15 protein-coding genes are annotated in these 19,169 nt (G+C 68.8%); 5 read left to right on the top strand and 10 right to left on the bottom strand.

Annotated features, from left to right (window positions below; all coding sequences use genetic code 11):
* Positions 1-78 precede the first annotated feature (78 nt).
* Complete coding sequence (locus ACJ8AN_RS18240; RefSeq protein ID WP_407756652.1) at positions 79-3,867, top strand: FAD-dependent oxidoreductase; 3,789 nt, start codon at positions 79-81, stop codon at positions 3,865-3,867.
* An 84-nt stretch (positions 3,868-3,951) separates the two neighbouring features.
* Here the strand turns inward: ACJ8AN_RS18240 and ACJ8AN_RS18235 are convergent, their stop codons facing one another.
* The gene (locus ACJ8AN_RS18235) at positions 3,952-4,644 is read right to left on the bottom strand and encodes a hypothetical protein (RefSeq protein ID WP_407756651.1); all 693 of its coding nucleotides are present in this window, start codon (positions 4,642-4,644) and stop codon (positions 3,952-3,954) included.
* 222 nt (positions 4,645-4,866) lie between these two features.
* Here ACJ8AN_RS18235 and ACJ8AN_RS18230 point away from each other — a divergent pair, with 222 nt between their 5' ends.
* Both ACJ8AN_RS18230 and cyaY read left to right on the top strand, forming a co-directional pair.
* On the top strand, positions 4,867-5,382 hold the full coding sequence (locus tag ACJ8AN_RS18230; protein ID WP_407756650.1) for a SixA phosphatase family protein: 516 nt from the start codon (positions 4,867-4,869) through the stop codon (positions 5,380-5,382).
* Complete coding sequence (cyaY, locus tag ACJ8AN_RS18225; RefSeq protein WP_407756695.1) at positions 5,382-5,714, top strand: iron donor protein CyaY; 333 nt, start codon at positions 5,382-5,384, stop codon at positions 5,712-5,714. The genes ACJ8AN_RS18230 and cyaY overlap by 1 nt, the downstream gene beginning before the upstream one ends.
* 49 nt (positions 5,715-5,763) lie before the next feature.
* On the opposite strand, the gene ACJ8AN_RS18220 is transcribed toward cyaY, so the two are convergent.
* The 6 genes from ACJ8AN_RS18220 to secA form a co-directional block, all read right to left on the bottom strand.
* Positions 5,764-6,723 (bottom strand): diguanylate cyclase domain-containing protein, encoded by a 960-nt coding sequence (locus tag ACJ8AN_RS18220; protein WP_407756649.1) that lies wholly within the window; start codon positions 6,721-6,723, stop codon positions 5,764-5,766.
* A 1-nt stretch (position 6,724) separates the two neighbouring features.
* The gene (frr, locus tag ACJ8AN_RS18215) at positions 6,725-7,279 is read right to left on the bottom strand and encodes a ribosome recycling factor (RefSeq protein WP_407756648.1); all 555 of its coding nucleotides are present in this window, start codon (positions 7,277-7,279) and stop codon (positions 6,725-6,727) included.
* Between the two features lie 39 nt (positions 7,280-7,318).
* Positions 7,319-8,071: a UMP kinase gene (pyrH, locus tag ACJ8AN_RS18210; RefSeq protein WP_407756647.1), complete on the bottom strand. Its 753-nt coding sequence runs from the start codon at positions 8,069-8,071 to the stop codon at positions 7,319-7,321.
* A 172-nt stretch (positions 8,072-8,243) separates the two neighbouring features.
* Positions 8,244-8,897, bottom strand: a complete 654-nt coding sequence (gene tsf / locus ACJ8AN_RS18205; protein WP_407756646.1) for a translation elongation factor Ts — start codon at positions 8,895-8,897, stop codon at positions 8,244-8,246.
* Positions 8,898-9,050: 153 nt separating this feature from the next.
* On the bottom strand, positions 9,051-10,028 hold the full coding sequence (gene rpsB, locus ACJ8AN_RS18200; RefSeq protein WP_407756645.1) for a 30S ribosomal protein S2: 978 nt from the start codon (positions 10,026-10,028) through the stop codon (positions 9,051-9,053).
* 249 nt (positions 10,029-10,277) lie between these two features.
* Entirely contained in the window at positions 10,278-13,121 is a 2,844-nt protein-coding gene (secA, locus tag ACJ8AN_RS18195; RefSeq protein ID WP_407756644.1) for a preprotein translocase subunit SecA, read from the bottom strand.
* Between the two features lie 434 nt (positions 13,122-13,555).
* Between secA and rlmM the strand changes: the two genes are divergently transcribed.
* The gene (rlmM, locus tag ACJ8AN_RS18190) at positions 13,556-14,473 is read left to right on the top strand and encodes a 23S rRNA (cytidine(2498)-2'-O)-methyltransferase RlmM (protein WP_407756643.1); all 918 of its coding nucleotides are present in this window, start codon (positions 13,556-13,558) and stop codon (positions 14,471-14,473) included.
* A gap of 37 nt (positions 14,474-14,510) precedes the next feature.
* Positions 14,511-15,200 (top strand): diguanylate cyclase domain-containing protein, encoded by a 690-nt coding sequence (locus ACJ8AN_RS18185; protein ID WP_407756642.1) that lies wholly within the window; start codon positions 14,511-14,513, stop codon positions 15,198-15,200.
* Between the two features lie 74 nt (positions 15,201-15,274).
* Here ACJ8AN_RS18185 and ACJ8AN_RS18180 read toward each other — a convergent pair whose 3' ends face one another.
* The 3 genes from ACJ8AN_RS18180 to recN all read right to left on the bottom strand — a co-directional run bounded on the left by ACJ8AN_RS18180 (position 15,275) and on the right by recN (position 19,051).
* The gene (locus ACJ8AN_RS18180) at positions 15,275-16,168 is read right to left on the bottom strand and encodes a M23 family metallopeptidase (protein ID WP_407756694.1); all 894 of its coding nucleotides are present in this window, start codon (positions 16,166-16,168) and stop codon (positions 15,275-15,277) included.
* Positions 16,169-16,456: 288 nt separating this feature from the next.
* Complete coding sequence (locus ACJ8AN_RS18175) at positions 16,457-17,218, bottom strand: Stp1/IreP family PP2C-type Ser/Thr phosphatase (protein WP_407756641.1); 762 nt, start codon at positions 17,216-17,218, stop codon at positions 16,457-16,459.
* Positions 17,219-17,311: 93 nt separating this feature from the next.
* Positions 17,312-19,051 (bottom strand): DNA repair protein RecN, encoded by a 1,740-nt coding sequence (recN, locus tag ACJ8AN_RS18170; protein WP_407756640.1) that lies wholly within the window; start codon positions 19,049-19,051, stop codon positions 17,312-17,314.
* Between the last annotated feature and the right edge of the window lie 118 nt (positions 19,052-19,169).

Genomic DNA, 19,169 nt, shown 5'->3' with positions numbered 1-19,169 from the left:
TTTCCAACTGGTAAGCCGCGAAATAGGCCCGGTCTGGCAGCCGTTTTTCTCCGGTTGCCCTCTCCTACTCCCAGTGACATGCGTCCCTTGACCGCTCTTCCTTCCAACGACGGCCCTACGCTCACCCTCGGAATCCCCGGCTTCAGCTTCGAGGACCTGTACCGCCCGCGCGGCCTGCGCCGCCTGTCCGAGCGCTTCGACGAGCAGCTCGCCAGCGCCGAGCCCGAGCTCTTCCAGGCCTTCGCGGCCTACCGGAAGTCCGGGGGCAAGAGTGTCAGCGGCCCTGCCGAGTCCGAGCTGCTCATCCGCGTGGCGCGCCACGTGTCCACCTTCGTGACGCGGCTGTTCGGCCTCGAGACGGACGCGGACCGGGTGGCTCGGGCCATCAAGGGCGAGCTGCCGCTCTTCGACTTCAAGCGCGAGTTCATCACCCGGCGCGTCTTCAAGAAGGGCGCGGCCGAGCGCCCCTCGCTCGCCGAGTACCCCTCGCTGGACGCGCGGATGCGGCTGATGCTGTCGCTGGCCTTCCCCGAGGCCATCGCCAGTGACGACGTGGAGCGCGCCCTGGCCGAGTCCATCCTCACGCTGATGGACCTGGAGCGCCTGTTCTCGGGCAACCCGGGCAACCTGCCGCCGCTGACGCCGGAGCAGGGCGAGGCGCTGCGCGCGAAGTGGACGGGCATCCGGGCGGCGCTGCTGTCGGTGCCCGAGGGCAAGGAGGCCTTCGGCTCGAGCCTGGTGACGCAGGGGGACGACGCGGCGGAGTTGCAGTCGGTGCGCAACCTGCTGTCGCTGGCGGACCGCTGGACGTACGCGCGCGCCCTGCACCCGGAGATGAAGGAGCTGTTCCACAAGTGGGCCACGCACCGCGTGCCCAAGCCGCTGGTGTTCGACCAGCTGGTGCAGCTCGAGCGTCCGGACGCGAACCTGCCGGAGATGACCCAGGGCTCGGACCACCACCTGCGCTACCGCGACGGCTTCAAGCTGACGGACCCGCGTGGCACGCAGCGCGAGGTGGTGGGCGAGGTGGACTACTGCGTCATCTGCCACGAGCGCGAGAAGGACTCGTGCTCCACGGGCTTCAAGGCGAAGGACCCGGTCATCGAGGGCCACACCTTCAAGAAGAACCCGCTGGGCATTCCGCTCACCGGCTGCCCGCTGGACGAGCGCATCTCGGAGGCGCACGCGCTCAAGCGCGAGGGCAACCCGCTGGGCGCGCTGGCGGTGGTGATGGTGGACAACCCGATGTGCCCGGGCACCGGCCACCGCATCTGCAACGACTGCATGAAGGCCTGCATCTTCCAGAAGCAGGAGCCGGTCAACATCCCCATGGTGGAGACGGGGACGCTGACGGACGTGCTCAACCTGCCCTGGGGCTTTGAAATCTACGGCCTGTTCACGCGCTGGAATCCGCTCAACGTGCGCCGCCCGTACGCGCTGCCGTACGTGGGCCGCAACGTGCTGGTGGTGGGCCTGGGCCCCGCCGGCTACACGCTCTCGCACTACCTGCTCAACGAGGGCTTCGGCGTCACCGGCATCGACGGCCTGAAGATCGAGCCCTTCGAGGACGACCTGGTCGGCCGCAACGGCAAGGCAATGCGTCCCATCCGTGACTGGAAGGCGCTCACCCGCGAGCTGGACGAGCGCGTGCTCGAGGGCTTCGGCGGCGTGTCCGAGTACGGCATCACCGTGCGCTGGGACAAGAACTTCCTCACGCTGATGCACCTGACGCTGGAGCGGCGGCAGAACCTGCGCATCTACGGCGGCATCCGCTTCGGTGGCACGCTGACCATCGAGGACGCGTGGGCGATGGGCTTCGACCACATCGCCATCGCCGCGGGGGCGGGCAAGCCCACCATCATCGGGATGAAGAACAACCTCATCCGGGGCATCCGCAAGGCGAGCGACTTCCTCATGTCGCTGCAGCTCACGGGCGCCTTCAAGAAGGACTCGCTGGCGAACCTGCAGGTGCAGCTGCCCGCCATCGTCATCGGCGGAGGCCTCACGGGCATCGATACGGCCACGGAGCTGCTGGCCTACTACCCGGTGCAGGTGGAGAAGACGCTCGAGCGCCACGAGAAGCTGGTGGCGGAGCTGGGCGAGGAGGCCGTGCTCGCGCGCATGGACGCGGACGAGAAGGCCCTCTACCTCACCTTCCTGGAGCACGGGCGGGCGGTGCGCGCCGAGCGTCAGGAGGCGCAGGCCGAGGGCCGGGCCCCGGACTTCATCCGGCTGGTGCGCGCCTGGGGCGGGGTGAGCCTCGTGTACCGGCGTGGCCTGACGGAGTCGCCGGCCTACCGCCTCAACCACGAGGAAGTGGCGAAGGCGCTGGAGGAAGGCATCCGCTTCATCGAGCGCATGAGCCCGGTGGAGGCACTGCCGGACGAGAAGGGAGCGGTGAAGGCCATCCGCTTCGAGCGCATGGTGACGAAGGACGGCAAGCTGCGCGGCAGCGGCGAGTTCTTCGAGCTCCCGGCGCGCACGGTGTGCGTGGCGGCGGGCACGGCGCCCAACGTCACGTACGAGAAGGAGTACCCGGGCACGTTCGAGCTGGACGAGAACGCCGAGTACTTCAAGAGCTACGAGCTGGAGGAGCAGCCGGAGGGCTTCGGCCTGGCGCCGGTGCAGCCGGTGGAGGACATCGGGGCGAAGGTGGGCTTCTTCACCTCGTACCGGAAGGACGGGCACTTCATCTCGTACTTTGGCGACAACCACCCCACGTACGCGGGCAACGTGGTGAAGGCCATGGCGAGCGCGAAGGACGGCTACCCCGAGGTGGCGCGTCTGTACGCGAAGGAAGTGGCGGCCATGGACCTCGACGACGAGCTGGCGCAGGCGCGGCGGGACGAGAAGCTCACGGCGCACTTCGGCCAGCTGGACGAGGCGCTGCTGGCACAGGTGGTGACGGTCAACCGGCTCACGCCCACCATCGTCGAGGTGGTGGTGAAGGCCCCGTTCGCGGCGAAGCACTTCGAGCCCGGCCAGTTCTACCGGCTGCAGAACTTCGAGCGCGGCGCGCCGGTGGTGGACGGCGTGCGCCTGACGATGGAGGGCCTGGCCCTCACGGGCGCGTGGGTGGACAAGGAGAAGGGGCTGATGGGCACCATCGTGTTGGAGATGGGCTCGTCGTCGCGGCTGTGCGCGGCCCTCAAGCCGGGCGAGCCGGTGGTGGTGATGGGTCCCACGGGCGCGCCCACGGAGATCGGCCACAACGAGACGGTGCTGTTGGTGGGCGGTGGCCTGGGCAACGCGGTGCTCTTCTCGATTGCCCGCTCGCTCAAGGCGGCCGGGTGCAAGGTGGTGTACTTCGCCGGCTTCCGCCAGCGCTCGGACGTCTTCAAGCGCGAGGAGATTGAAGCGGACACGGACCAGGTGGTGTGGTCGGTGGACGCGGGCGACCTCATCGAGACGCGGCGAGCGCAGGACTCGGCGTTCCGGGGCAACGTGGTGCAGGCGATGCTGGCCTACGCCAAGGGTGAGCTCGGGGTGGCGCCGCTCGCGTCGCTCAAGGACGTGAACCGCATCATCGCCATCGGCTCGGACCGGATGATGAGGGCGGTGCAGGAGGCGCGGCACGGGGTGCTGCAGCCGTACCTGAACCCCGAGCACGAGGCGATCGGCTCCATCAACTCGCCGATGCAGTGCATGATGAAGGAGATCTGCGCGCAGTGCCTCCAGCGGCACGTGGATCCGCGCACGGGCAAGGAGACGTGGGTGTTCTCCTGCTTCAACCAGGACCAGCGGTTGGATCAGGTGGACTTCGTGAACCTGAACCAGCGCCTGCGGGGCAACACGGTGCTGGAGAAGTTGACGGACCTGTACCTGGCACAGCTGCTGAAGAAGGTGCCGGGCCTGCGCCGCGTGTAACCACCCCTCGCCCGCCGGGAGAGGAAGAGGGCTGGGGCGAGGGTCGCGAGAGACCTCCCCCGGCCCTTCGTCTTTTCCGAGGCCCTACTGCGCCTTCGCGCCGAAGGAGCGGAGCATGTCCTGGTAGTTGGCCATGAGCTCCTGCTCGCGGGTGAGGACGAGGTCCACGTTGGCATCACCGTAGACCTTGCGGACGGAGACGAGCTTCTCGGTCTCCTGGACGCGCTTGCGCATGGCTTCGATCTGCGGCGCGAGCTCCTTGGCCTGCTCGGGCTTGAGGCGGGCCTGCATCTCCTCGAGCTTCTTGAGCTCGCCGGAGAGGTCCAGCATGGCGGCCATGTGGCGCTGGGTGATGACGTCCGTCACCAGCGAGCCGATGCGGTTGACGTCCTCCTCGGTGAGGCCGGCCTCCTGGCGCGCCTTGGCCTCGGACTCGGCCTTGCTCTCGATGGCCTTCATGGAGTCGCTGAGGCTCGGCCCCTTGCCTGGCGTCTCCGGGCCGGCGAGCACCCGGGCCCGGGCCGCCTGGAGGTCGCGCGCCATGGCGGCGTAGGAGTCCATCACCTTGCGCTGGTAGCCCACGTAGGCCTCCAGCTTCTGCTGGGTGAGCACGTAGGGCTTGCTGTCGTCGAAGTCCTCGACGGCCTCGGCGGCGCCCTCCTTCGTGCCCTGGGCGGCCGCCGCCCCGGTGTCCTCACGGGCGGGCGAGGGGGCCTCGTCCTTCTTGCAGCCAGCCATCATCCCCGCGGCGAACAGCACCCACAGCAGCTTGCGCATCCACACTCCTCCAGGGGTCCTCCCCGGTGTCAGGGGGGCGGAGTATACGGCCGCACACGGTCCCGCACGGACGGGTTTGCATCCGCCCGGAGCGGAACGGACCCTGGCTGCCTGCCCACCAGAGGGCGAGGCCGTCACCACGTAACAATCGCTGCATTACCTTTGACCAACCCGGTCGCGGTCGTGTACGAACCGCGGTTCGCTCAGAGCAGTGGAGGCACCTTGAGGATCTTCCTGGTAAGGCATGGCGAGGCGGACGCGGAGGCCCCCGAGGGACTCGGTGACGAGGCGCGCGCGCTCACTGCCAAGGCCCGAGCCACCACGGCCGCGCACTTCGCGTCGCTGGCGGAACGCATCGGTTCAGTCTCGCTCGTGCTCGCCAGCCCGCTGGTGCGCACGGTGCAGACGGCGCAGATGCTCTCGACCATTCTCAAGCACGAGGGGACGCTGCGCGCCCACCGTTGCCTGCTGCCGGACATGCCGGTGGGGGCGGTGGCGCCCGTCATCGACGAGCACTCCAACGAGAACATCGTGCTCGTGGGTCACCAGCCGTCCATGGGCGCGCTGGCCGCTCACCTGCTGGGCATGCAGTCCTTCCCTAAGCCGGTGAACCCGGGCACCATCATCGCCCTCGAGCGCGCGACGGAGGCCACCGAGTCCGGGGCCACGCCCGCTCCCGCGAAGCTGCTCTTCTACGCGGCCCCCGGCCAGCAGGTGCTCGACGTCATCCAGCCGTGATGATGGACGAGGCCGCCTACAACCAGCTCGTCGCCGCGGCGTTCAAGCGCATCCTCGCCGCCGCGGATGCGCTCGACCCGGACGTGCTCGAGGCCGAGAGCACCGGGGACATGGTGACGCTCACCACCGCCTCGCGCGAGAAGTGCATCGTGAACACCCAGCGCGCCGTGCGGCAGCTGTGGGTCGCCGGCCGCGGGCAGGGCATCCACTTCTCGTACGACGCCGCCTCTGGCTCCTGGCGCGACGACAAGGGCAAGGGGCTCGAGCTGTTCCGCTTCGTGGCGGACGTGGTGCGCGAGCTCTGCAGCGAGGAGCTCGCCTACCCCGCGTGAGGCCCACGGCCCCACCCTCCCCCCAACGGGAGAGGGCGGGCGCCGGGTGCTACTCCGTGGCGGGAGGCTCCGTGACGGGCGGCTCCGCGGCGGGCGTCTGACGGCCACCCTCGACGCGGTCTCCTCCGGCGGCCTGGGCCCGCCGCAGCGCGTCCCCGGCCTCCTTCATGAGGCTGCCGAAGCTCACCTGCGCCTGGCCCTTGGCGGCCGAGGGCTCGAAGACCGCCAGCCCCATGGACGCCGTCAGCCCGGACACCGACTCCACTTCCTTCACCCGCTGACGCAGCCGCTCGGCCACCACCATGGCGCCCTCGTGGGGCGTGTAGGGCAGGAAGATGATGAAGCGGCCCTCGGCGAAGGGCACCGCCACGTCGATGTCCCGCAGCGCCTCGGTGAGCCGCCGCAGCACCTCGGCGAGAGTGGAGGTGCGCTGGAGGGCCGGCAGCGAGGCAATGCGCTCGGCGTACCTGTCCGGCTCCAGCACCAGATAGGAGATGGGGTAGCGGTAGCGCCGGCTGCGCTTCACCTCCATGAAGAGCAGCCGCTTGAGGAACTCCAGGTCCGCCGCGGAGCTGGTCGGCTCGCGGCGCGGCCCCTGGGCCTGCATCAGCTGCATCTCGGTGCGCGCCACGGCCACCGCCTCGCGGGCCTTGGCGAGCTGGATCAACAGGCTCACGCACGACACCACGGTGGCGCGCTTGAGCGGGCCCACGAGGCACGCCTCGGCGCCCACGGCGGCCGCGCGCGCCTCCGGCTGCTCCTCTTCCGGCAGGTACAGCAGGAGCACCGGGGTGCCCGGGGCCTCCTCCTTCGCCTGCCGGCAGAGTCCCTCGCCGTCGAAGCTCTCCGTGACGGAAGACAGTATCAGCGCGGGCGCGAGCTCGCGCACCCGCTCCAGGGCCTCCCGGACGTCCGTCGCCAGCGTCACCTCGTGACCGGCGCCTTCCAGGAAACGGCGCAGCGCCCCGGCGACCGAGGCGGCTGGCTCCGCGACGAGGATGAAGGCCATCTCAGACCTCCATCACTTCCTTCTCCTTCTTGGAGATGATCTCGTCGACCTTCTTCACGCCGTCGTCCGTCTCCTTCTGCACCTTTTCCGTCAGGCGCTTGGAGTCGTCCTCGGTGATCTTCTTGTCCTTGAGCTGGACCTTGATGGCCTCGTTGGCGTCGCGGCGGATGTTGCGGATGGCGACCTTGTGGTCCTCGCCCTTGGTCTTCACCTGCTTGGCGATCTCCTTGCGCCGCTCCTCGGTGAGGGGCGGGAAGGGCAGGCGGATGACCTCGCCGTCGTTCATCGGGTTGATGCCGAGATTGGCCTCGCGGATGGCCTTTTCAATGTCCTTGAGGACGGTGCGCTCCCACGGCTTGATGACGATGAGCCGGGGCTCGGGCGAGGTGATGTTGGCCACCCCGCTCAGCGGCGTGGGCGTGCCGTAGTAGTCCACCCGGATGCCGTCCAGCAGGTTGGGGCTGGCACGGCCGGTGCGCACCTTGGTGAGCTCCTTGCGGAGATCGTCGAGCGTCTTGTCGATACGGCTCTTCAGTTCGGTCACGGCGTCTGCCATGTCAGGTCTCCTTATGAAGCGTCCGTGCTGCTCTCGGGCTCAGGCCCAGGCCGTCTCGCCGACACCCACCACGGTGCCGATCTCGCCCGCATCCCCGAGGATGGCCTTGCGGATGTTACCGCGCAGCGTGAGGTCGAACACGATGATTGGCAGCTTGTTGTCCATGCAGAGCGAGATGGCCGTGGAGTCCATCACGTTCAGGTTCTGCTTGAGCACGTCCATGTACGTCAGCGTCCGGTAGCGCCGGGCCTGGGGGTCCTTCTTCGGGTCCGCGTTGTAGATACCGTCCACCTTGGTCGCCTTGAGGATGACCTCGGCGTTGATCTCCATGGCGCGCAGGCTGGCGGCGGTGTCCGTGGTGAAGTACGGGTTGCCGGTGCCCGCGGCGAAGATGACGATGCGGTTCTTCTCCAGGTGACGCACCGCGCGCCGGCGGATGTAGGGCTCGGCGATCTGCTCCATCTTGATGGCCGAGAGCACCCGGGTGTGGCAGCCCTGCTTCTCGAGCGCGTCCTGCATGGCCATGGAGTTGATGCAGGTGGCGAGCATGCCCATGTAGTCGGCGCTCGCGCGATCCATGCCCTCGGTGGAGCCGGCCACGCCGCGGAAGATGTTGCCGCCGCCGAGGACCACGGCCATTTCCACGCCCGCCTCCGCCACCTCTTTGATTTCCTCGGCGATGCGCGTGAGCGTGGGCGGGTGGATTCCGTACTTCCCATCTCCCATCAGGGCTTCGCCCGACAGCTTGAGGAGGATGCGCTTGTAACGACGGGGCGTGGCTGGAGCGGACATTGGTTCCGCTTCTATCCCTCGAACCCGGCGGCGATCAACGCCGGAGTGCCCGGGCCGTCCGACAGTGCCCCCTCCCCTGTCACCCGGCCCCCCCCAAACGGCGAAGGCCGCACCGCCCCGGAAATTCTTCCGGGACGCGCGGCCCTCTGGAGCGCGGTGAGGCGCGGGACGGCTAGGCCTGGCCCAGCGTCTTGGCCACCTCGGCGGCCAGGTCGTCCTTCTTCTTCTCGATGCCCTCGCCCACCTCGTAGCGGACGAAGCGGCGCACGGAGACCTTCTCGCCAATCTTGGCCGCGCGCTCGGTGATCATCTCACCGACCTTCTTCTTGTCGTCCTTCACCCAGAGCTGGTCCACGAGGCACACCTGCTCGAAGTACTTCTCCACCTTGCCCACGAGGATCTTGTCCCACATGGCCTCGGGCTTGTTCTGCTGCTTGAGCAGCGCGCGCTGGATGTCCTTCTCCTTCTCCAGCAGCTCGGTGGGCACTTCCTCGCGGCGGACGTACTTGGGGCTGGCCGCGGCGACCTGCATGGCCACGTCCTTCACCAGGTCCTGGAAGTCGGTGTTGCGGGCGACGAAGTCCGTCTCGCAGTTGACCTCCACGATGACGCCGATGCGGCCACCGTGAACGTAGGTGCCGATCACGCCCTCGGCGGCCACGCGGCCTTCCTTGCTGCCGGCCTTGGCGATGCCCTTCTTGCGCAGCCACTCCTCGGCCTTGGCGAAGTCACCCGCGGACTCCGCGAGGGCCTTCTTGCAATCCATCATGCCCGCGCCGGTCTTCTCGCGGAGCTCCTTCACCATCGTGGCGCTGACCTCGGCCATGTTCGTCTCCAGGGGGTGCCTCCCCGGGTGCCAGGCACCGGGAGGGGCGTTCAGGTTGGAAGGTACTGCGGCGAATCAAAAGGAAAAGCCGGGCGGCGAACCGAGCGCCGTCCGGCTGGACTTCTCGCGCCCCGGGGAGGGGGCGCGGCGGCGCTACTCGGCGGCGGGCTCCTCGCCCCCAGCCTCGGCGCCCTCGGTGGCCTCACCCGCGGCAGCGGCGGGAGCAGCGACACTCTTCATCTCCACGAGGGGGCCCCGGCGGTCGCCACCGCGGTCACCGCCACGGCGGTCGCCACCGCGGTCATTGCGGCGCGGCCCGCGGCGGTCGCGGTCGTCGCGGTCACGACGGTCGCCGCGCTCCTCACGGCCCTCTTCCTCGTCACGGTCGGCCGCCCCGCTGGCGCGGTAGCGGGCCCCGCCCTCGATGCAGGACTCGGCGATCTTCGAGGTGAAGAGCTTGATGGAGCGGATGGCGTCGTCGTTGCCCGGGATGACGAAGTCGATGCCGTCCGGGTCGCAGTTGGTGTCCACCACGCCGATGACCGGGATGCCGAGGCGGTTGGCCTCGTGCACGGCGATGTGCTCCTTCTTCGGGTCGACGACGAAGAGGCACTTGGGCAGCTTGGACATCTCCTTCACGCCGCCCAGGTTCTTCTCCAGCTTCTCGCGCTCACGCTCGAGGTTCGCCACTTCCTTCTTGGGCAGGCGCTCGAAGGTGCCGTCCTCGGCCATCTTCTCGAGCGTCTTGAGGCGGTCGATGCCCTGCTTGATCGTCTTGAAGTTGGTCAGCGTGCCACCGAGCCAGCGGCTGGTGACGAAGAACTGGCCGGCGCGGCGCGCCTCCTCCTGGATGACGTCCTGGGCCTGCTTCTTGGTGCCCACGAAGAGCACCGAGCCGCCGCGGCCGGTGATGTCGGCCACGAAGCGGAAGGCCGCGCGGGCCATGTTGACCGTCTTCTGGAGGTCGATGATGTAGATGCCGTTGCGGGCGCCGAAGATGTAGGGCTTCATCTTCGGGTTCCAGCGCTTCGTCTGGTGGCCGAAGTGAACACCGGCCTCCAGGAGCTGCCGCATCGTGATGCCGCTGGCGGCGGCCATGGCCTGCTGCTGAGTCGTGTCTTGCGTTTCCATTTCGGTTCTTCCTCCACGCCCGTGTGGGAATTCCGGCCGTTGGCTCCCGGACAGGAGCACCGAGTTGCCGGCACGTGCGTGTGTGTAGTGGGTTGACTGAGACAACAAACCCGCCAACCGACCAGGGGTCGGCGACGGGCGGGCTTCTCTAACAAAACCCATGCCGACGGCGCAAGCTTCACGACGCCGGATGGGGGGGTGGAAGACGGGAGCCTGGCATCCAGGGAGCCAGGCCCCCGCTCAGGGGCCCTAGACGCTGGCCTCGGCGGCGCCGTGGCACTTCTTGTACTTCTTGCCACTGCCGCAGGGGCACGGGTCGTTGCGGCCCACCTTCGGGCCGGTGTCCGCGGAGGCCGGGCGGGCGGCGGCGGCGGGACGGGGGGCGGCGGTGGGCTCGGCCAGCTTGCCCTCGGCGTCCGCGCGGCCCTCCTGCATCTGCCGCTGGCGCTGGGCCATCTGCCGGGCCAGCCGAGCGGTTTCCTCGGCGGCGGCGGAGGCCGCCTTGGCCTGCACCCGCATCATCTGGCTCACGAACTGCGAGCTGATGGCGCCGAGCATCTGCATGAAGCCGTTGTAGCCCTCCTTCTTGTACTCCTGCTTCGGGTCCTTCTGGCCGTAGCCGCGCAGGCCGATGCCCTGGCGCAGGTGGTCCATCGCCAGCAGGTGGTCCTTCCACAGCGTGTCGATGGTGACCAGGTAGCGCACCTGGAGGAAGCGCAGGAACTCCTCGCCGAACTCCTCCTCGCGCTCCTGGATGACCTTCTCGGCCGCCTTGTAGATGTCCTCCTGCACTTCCTCGCGCGAGCTGGCCTTGAGGAAGGACAGCTCCAGGTTGAGCGTCTCCTTCACGCCGCGGCTGAGCGCCTCCAAATCCCACGAGGCGGGGTTGCGCGAGGGGCAGTAGGTGTCCGTGAGCGAGACGATCACGTCCTCGACGGCGTCGAGGATCATCTCCTTGTAATCGGCCCAGGAGACGGTCTGCTCGGAGCGCGTCTTGACGCGGGTCTTCTTGTCCTCCTCGTACTCGACGAGCGGGATGCCGGCCCCGGCGGCCAGCACCTGACGGCGCAGCTTGTAGATGGTGCGCCGCTGCTGGTTCATCACGTCGTCGTACTCGAGCAGGTTCTTGCGGATGTCGAAGTTGTGGCCCTCGACCCGGCGCTGGGCGCTCTCGATGGCGCGGCTGAGCCACACGTGCTCGATGACCTCGCCCTCCTCCATGCCCAGGCGCTCCATCAGCCCCGAGATGCGCTCGGAGCCGAAGATGCGCATCAGGTCGTCCTCGAGCGACAGGTAGAAGCGGCTGCCACCCGGGTCACCCTGACGGCCGGCGCGGCCGCGCAGCTGGTTGTCGATGCGGCGCGACTCGTGACGCTCGGTGCCGATGATGTAGAGGCCGCCAGCGGCCACCACTTCCTCGCGCTCCTTCTGCGTCTGCTCCTTGTACTTCGCCAGCGCCGCGTCGAAGCGCTGCTTGTGCTCGGCGAGCGCCTGCTGGTAGCCCGTCATGTCCACCGGCTGCCCGTCCGCGGTCGTCGTGGCGGCGGGAGGCTGCGGCTCGGGGCCCACCTCGGCCTTGGCCATCACCTCGGGGTTGCCGCCCAGGAGGATGTCCGTACCGCGGCCGGCCATGTTGGTGGAGATGGTGACGGCGCCCTTGCTGCCCGCCTGCGCGACGATGTCCGCCTCGCGCTCGTGCTGCTTGGCGTTGAGCACGTTGTGCGGAATCCCCTGCTTCTTGAGGAAGTTGGAGACCACCTCGCTCTTGGCGATGGACACCGTGCCCACCAGCACCGGCTGACCCTTCTTGTTCAGCTCGACGATGTCCTTGGCCACCGCCTCGAACTTCTCGCGCTCGGTCTTGTAGACGACGTCGTCCTGATCCTTGCGGACCATGGGCCGGTTGGTGGGCACCACCCGGACCTCGAGGTTGTAGATCTTCGCGAACTCCTCGGCCTCGGTGTCGGCGGTGCCGGTCATGCCCGAGAGCTTGGAGTACATGCGGAAGTAGTTCTGGAACGAGATGGTGGCCAGCGTCTGGTTCTCGTTCTCGATCTTCACGCCCTCCTTGGCCTCGACGGCCTGGTGGAGGCCATCGGACCAGCGGCGGCCGGCCATGAGACGGCCGGTGAACTCGTCGACGATGACGACCTCGCCGTCGCGCACCACGTAGTCGCGGTCACGCTTGTAGAGCGTGTGGGCGCGCAGGGACTGCTCCACGTGGTGGAGCGTCTCGATCTCGCCCGGATCGTAGAGGTTCCCAATCTTCAGGCGCTGCTGGATCTTCTCGATGCCCGCGTCGGTGAGGGACACCGACTTGTGCTTCTCGTCCAGGATGTAGTCCTGGTCCGGCACGAGGCCCGGAATCACCTTGTCGACGTTGTAGTACTTGTCGGTGGTGTCCTCGGTGGGGCCCGAGATGATGAGCGGGGTACGGGCCTCGTCGATGAGGATGGAGTCCACCTCGTCCACCAGGGCGTAGTTCAGCTCGCGCTGGACGTAGTCCTGCAGACGGAACTTCATGTTGTCGCGCAGGTAGTCGAAGCCGAACTCGTTGTTCTGCCCGTAGGTGATGTCCGCCCGGTAGGCCTCCTGGCGCTGGCGGTCGCTCAGCTCATGGAGCACACAGCCCGTCGTCATGCCCAGGAAGCGGTGCACGCGGCCCATCCACTCGGAGTCGCGCCGGGCGAGGTAGTCGTTCACCGTCACCACGTGCACGCCACGGCCGGACAGGGCGTTGAGGTAGGAGGGCAGCGTGGCGGTGAGCGTCTTGCCCTCGCCGGTGCGCATCTCCGCGATGCAGCCCTGGTGCAGGAACATGCCGCCGATCATCTGCACGTCGTAGTGACGCTGGCCAATGACCCGGCGAGCGGCCTCGCGCATGATCGCGAAGGCGTCGAACAGCAGGTCGTCCAGCGGGCGGCCGTTCTGCACCTCCTGCTTCATCCGTGCGGTGGCGGCGGGGAAATCCTCATCCTTGAGCGCCCGCATCTTGCTCTCGAGCTCATTGATGCGGGCTACCTTCGGGAGCGCCTTCTTGAGCTCGCGCTCATTCTTCGTCCCGATGATCTTCTTCAGCGTCCATTCGATCATGCGATTCTGACTCTCTCGCCGGAGAATCCTCGAAGGGACGCGGCGAGTGAAGGGAAATCCCTGGATTGTAGGTGGGATGCAGAAAGGAAACCACGCGTTTCCCACGCGTCATTCCACTTGGTTGGCCGCCGCGCGAGCGGCAGGACAGAGTAAAGCGGAACCGAGGCCACGCAATGCCCTCTCGTCGAAAAGAAGCCCGTCGTCCAGCAGCAAGACGCCCAGCTCCCCGCCCCCAGAAGGGCACTCCGTCCGCCCGAGGGGCCCGTTCATCACCCAACCCGACCCCCCTGCCGCCCATTCCGCCACGGGTGAAACCACCGCCCGTACCGGCAGTCACCCTCCCCGCACAACCCGGCCGGTGGCTGTGGACGTGCCGCGCCGGTTTCGAGCCCCACCTCTTCGAGGAGCTGGCCTGGGCGGGAGCCTCCCCCCGGATGCTCGGAGAGGTGCTCGTGGAGAGCGAGAAGCGCCCGGCGCAGCCACCCGTGTTCGCCCGCACGGGCATCCGCGTGCTGGGCTCGCTCCTCAACGAGCAGACACCCGAGCAGCTGGCCGAGTCCCTGTCCGCCCGCATCGTGGAGACGGTGTCCGCTGGCTCGCTCGTGTTCCAGGCCTTCACCCCGGACAGCCCGGCGGGCAACCGGATGGCGGACGAGGCGGATGCCCTGCTGGAGGCGGTGCGCGCTCGCCTGCCGGCCAGCCGCCTGCTGGAGGAGACGTGGCGCGCCCGCGAGGCCGGGGCGACGCTCGTGGAGCTGTGCGTGGCGCCGGGCGTGGTGATGGTGGGCGCGGTGCCCGCGCGCGAGGCGCTGTCGCTCTCGCCGGGAGGACGCCAGCGGATGCGGCGCTCGGCAGACTCCCCCTCTCGCGCGGCGATGAAGCTGGAGGAGGCGCTCGTCAACCTGCCCTTCGAGCCCGGCCGGGGCGAGGTGTGCGTGGACCTGGGCGCGGCGCCGGGCGGGTGGACGCAGCGGCTGGTGGCGCGCGGGGCGCGGGTGATTGCCGTGGACCCGGCGAAGCTGATGCCGGAGCTGGCCCGGCAGCCGCGCGTGGAGCACGTGCAGGAGAGCGCCTTCGCCTACACGCCCGAGGAGCCGGCCGACTGGCTCTTCTGCGACATGGCCTGGCGGCCGCTCGAGGTGGCACAGCTGCTGGCCAAGTGGGGCCGGCGCGGCTGGGCCACGCACCTGGTGGCCAACATCAAGCTGCCCATGAAGGACAAGAACCCCATCCTCGTGCGGGTGCGGCACATCCTCACGCAGGACGGAGGGTGGCAGGGCCTGACGATGCGCCAGCTCTACCACGACCGGGACGAGGTCACCGTCACCGCGCACCACAAGGGCATCTTCTGACCCTGCGCCGCTCCCGCGCCCGCGCTAAAGAGCGGCCATGCCCTACGCCATCGATGACACCCAGGCCTCCTCCCTGGTGGCCCTCTACGCCCGGCTCGTGCAGCGCTCGCCCGAGCCGGTGAAGGTCGCGCTCCAGCGCCTGCTCGACGAGGAGCACGCGCGCCGGGGCGTGCCGGATGCGACGGGCGCGCTCAATCCGCTCGCCCTCACGCAAGGCACGCTCCTCAAGGAGGAGTTCGACCTCTCCACGCACGCGCACCACGCGGGCTGGACGGTGGGCGCGCTCATCGCGGACGTGAAGGGGATGATTCACGTCAACGCGCGCCACGGCTTCCCCGCGGGCGACGCCCTGCTGCGCGCCGTGGTGGCGTCCCTGCACTCCCAGTTCCCCGGAACGAAGGTGGTGCGGCTGCAGGGCGATTGCTTCGCCGCGCTGCTGGTGCCCACCTCGGGGCTCTCGGTGACGGAGACGCTGCGAGAGAGCGCCCGGCCCCGGCTCGCGGCGGACGCGCGCGCCGCGCTGCCCGAGGGCGCCGGGGCTCCGGACTTCACGCTCGCCCTGCTGGAGCTCACCATCGAGCAGCCCACCCACTGGCAGGTGCTGGGGCCGCTCGTATGGGGCGAGCTCGAGCGCGCCTACACCCTGGAGCACCTGGGCACCGCCGGGGGACTCCAGCGCCGGCGGCTGCGGCTCGGCGGCTTCGTGCCCGGCCGGTCGGAGCCCTGAAAACGCCCTGAAAACGCGAAAGGGGTGAGGGCTGCTGGCCCCCACCCCCGGCTTCTCCCCGCGGGAAAGTGCGGCTACTCCTCGAGGATGAACTTGCGCGGGTTCTGCGGAATGCCGTTCACGCGCACTTCGTAGTGCAGGTGCGGGCCGGTGGAGCGGCCGGTGTTGCCCACGTTGGCGATGGGCGCGCCGCGCTTCACGTGGTCACCCGCCTTCACCAGCACCTTGGACAGGTGGCCGTAGCGCGTCTTGATGCCGTAGCCGTGGTCGATGACGATGACGTTGCCGTAACCGCCCTCCAGGCCCGCGAACACCACCGTGCCGTCCGACGGCGCGCTGACTTCCTTGCCGTGCGGGGCCGCGATGTCCATGCCCGCGTGCATCACCCGGTCCGCCGTGTACGGATCCATGCGCTGGCCGAAGTCACTCGTCACCCAGCCGCGCGTCGGCCAGATGGACGGGGTCGAGGCCAGCATCGACTTCTGGTCCTGGAAGTAGGCCTGAAGCTCCTGGAGGCTCTGCTCCTGGCGGGTGGCCTCGGCGCTCAGCCGATCCAGCTTGCCCACCAGCGCCTTGGGAGACTCCATGGTGGTCAGCTCGGTGAACTGCGTCTCCGCCGCCGGCGCGCCCACTCCGGGCTCCTGCTCCACCGGGCCCATGGCCAGGTTGCGCTGGGGATCCGACAAGAGCGTGATGGAGCGCAGCTTCTGGTCGAACCGCTCCACCCGGTCCAGCGTGGAGCCGATGTGCTCAATCCGCTCGCGCACCGACTTCAGCTGGCCGCGCAGCGTCAGGTTCTCCTCACGGAGGATGCGGTTCTCCGCCGCGTCCCGCGCCACCTGGAAGTAATGAATGGTGGCACCCAGGGCCAGGCCCGCGAGCAACAACACCCCACCGCCCACCTGCAACATGAGCGACTTGGAGACGTTGAAGCGCCGGACCGGAGAATTGTGGTCCGCGATCAACATCAGGGTGTAGGACTTTTTATCCTTCGCCAATGCCAGCTCCCTTAGTGCGCCTCAACACTTCGGCGTGCGAGCTCGGGGCGAAAAGCTAGGTCGTCCCCGAGCGCGTTTCATCTCCCCCACGCCCTGCAGCCCATACCTTCGTCCACCACCGTGCCTCTCAAGCCACGGGAATGGTTTGGGCAGCTACCACCCGACTTCCGAGGGTGTCAAGTAAGGACACACGACACCCGACGTGCCACGTCCAGTTGCGTGGAACAATTCCAGTCGCCCACTCGGAGCGCTCGGATTTCAGACCGACATCTGCACCACGATGACCGTGATGTTGTCGTCGCCGCCACGGTCGTTCGCCAGGTCGATGAGACGCTTGGGAACGTCCGCCAGGTTGGAGCTGGCCTGCACCACTTCGTGCAGCTCCCGGTCCTCCACCATGTTGGCGAGGCCATCCGAGCACAGCAGGAAGACGTCTCCTGGCTCCGCCACGACACCCATCACGTCCACCTGGACTTCCTCTTCGAAGCCCACCGAGCGGGTGATGATGTTCTTGTAGCGGGAGTGCTTGGCCTCCTCGGGGGTGATCATCCCGGCCTTGATCTGCTCGTTGACCAACGAGTGGTCCTCGGAGATCTGCTGGATGAGCGGCCCGCGCACGAGGTAGGCGCGACTGTCGCCCACATGGGCGAAGAACGCGTGGTTGTCGCGCACGACGAGCGAGATGACCGTCGTCCCCATTCCCGACAGGCGCGGGTCCTCCTGCGCGGTGGTGAAGATGGCCAGACAGGCCTTCTCCACCGCCGTGCGTAGCGCCTCCGGCAGGAGCGCGTCCTGCAGGTTGGGACTGGTGACGAACGGGTTGTCCCGGCCGTCGCGGGCCCGTCTGAGCTCCTTGTCGATGGTCTCGACGGCGATGCGGGAGGCGGTACCGCCCCCGGCATGGCCGCCCATACCATCCGCCACGACGTAGAGCTGGAGCTCGTCGTCGATGAGGAAGCTGTCTTCGTTATGGTTGCGCTTACGCCCCACATCCGTGAGGCCGGCCGAGACGACCTTCATGCGGGGAGCCGCGGTCTGCCCTGCGGTTCTGGACACGGCGTGGATGCTATGTGAGGGACCTTACCGGAGCAAGGAGGCGTTGCACGTACTTGCCTACGCGGTGCGGCGCAGCCTGCTCCGCGACCCGCCATCCGGGGTCGGCTCGCGCCGGGACCGGGGGGGTCCGGACGCCCGGTGGGCCGAACGCACCAGGGCCTCGGCCGCCCCCAGCGCCTCGCGCGTCACCTCGACACCGGACATCATCCGCGCCAGCTCCTGCGTCCGCTCGGAGCCGGCCTCCAGGGCCACCACCTCCGAGACGGTGCGCTCCCCCTTGAGTCCCTTGCGGATGAGCAGGTGGGCGTCCGCGTAGGCCGCCACCTGGGGCAGGTGGGTGATGCACAGCACCTGACGGTGCCCGCTGACGTCCTTGATCATCCGACCCACCACGTCGGCAATGGCGCCGCTCACGCCCGAGTCCGCCTCGTCCAGGATGTAGCAGCCGCACCCATCACTGTCCGCCAGCGCACGCTTGAGGGCCAACAGGAGGCGCGAGGCCTCGCCGCCCGACGCCACCTTGGCCAGCTGCCGGGCGGGCTCGCCGGGGTTGGCGCTGAAGAAGAACTCCACGTCGTCCAGGCCCTCGGCCTTGAGCTGGGTGCCGGGGGTGACCCGCACCTCGAAGGCCGCCTTGCCCAGCGCCAGCAGTCCCAGGCCCTCGCGCACCTGCGCTCCGAAGGCGACGGCGCACGCGGCCCGGGCCCGCGACAGGGCCTCGCCACTGCGGCGCGCCCGCTCCTCGGCGGCCTTGCGCTCGCGGGCGAGCTGCTCGAGCACTTCCTGCCGGTTGTCCAGCGTGGACAGCTCCGTCTCCAGCGCGTCGCGCTTCTGCAGCACGCCGTCCAACGTGGTGGCGTGCTTGCGGCACAGCCGCTTGAGCGCATCGAGGCGGTCCTCCACCTCGCCCAGCCGGGCCGGGTCGGACTCCAGGCCCTCCACGTAGCGGTTGAGCCGGCGCTGCGCCTCCTCGAGCTCCGAGAGAGCCGAGCCCAGCGCCTGCGCCACCGGGGCGAGCGTGGCGTCGCACTTCGTCGCCTCGTTCACCAGCCCCAGCGCGCGGCCCACCGTCTCCACCGCGCTCGACTCCTCGCCGGAGAGCAGCAGCTCCGCCTCGGAACCCTGCCGCTTGAGCTTCTCCGAGCCCGCCAGCCGGCGCCGCTCGGCGTCCAGCCGCGCGTCCTCGCCGGGCTCCGGGTCCAGGCGCGTGATTTCATCCAATTGGAAGCGGAGGAACTCGGCGCGCTCGCGCAGCCGGGACTCGTCCCCGCCCAGCGCCTCCATGCGCGTCACTACCTCGGCCACCGCCGCGTAGTCCCGCCCGTAGGCGGCCAGCTGCTCCTCCAGCCGCCCGTAGCGGTCCAGCAGCACCCGGTGCAGCCCGGCGTCGAAGAGGCTCACGTGCTCGTGCTGGCCGGCGATGTCCACCGCGCCCCGCATGAAGCGCGCCAGCACGCCCACCGTCACCATGGAGCCGTTGATATAGGCCTTGGCGCGGCCGTTGCGGCCCACCACCCGGCGCACCAGCACCTCGTCCCCGAGGTCCGGCAGCCCCAGCTCCTCCATGCGCGTGGCCAGTACGGGGGTGCGCTCGAAGACGCCCTCCACCGAGGCCTCGTCGCAGCCCGAACGGATGGCGTCCGCATCCGCCCGCCCGCCCAGCAGCAGCCCGAGCGCGTCCACCAGGATGGACTTACCCGCGCCCGTCTCGCCCGTGAGCACGGTCAGGCCGGCTCCGAACGCCACCTCCACCTCCTCGATCACCGCCACATTCGAAATGCGCAAGCCCAGCAGCACGGTGCTCTCCTTCCACCAAACGGCCCGTACCTGAACAACCTAGCAGTGGCCTCCGACACTGCACAAGCGTTCCGTCCCGTGGCTCGTGCGGCAGCTTGCATGCACGGAGGGTGATGTG

This window comes from Archangium sp. (genome assembly GCF_045802675.1).
Taxonomy (GTDB): domain Bacteria; phylum Myxococcota; class Myxococcia; order Myxococcales; family Myxococcaceae; genus Archangium.
This window is presented reverse-complemented; position numbering and strand designations above follow the sequence as displayed.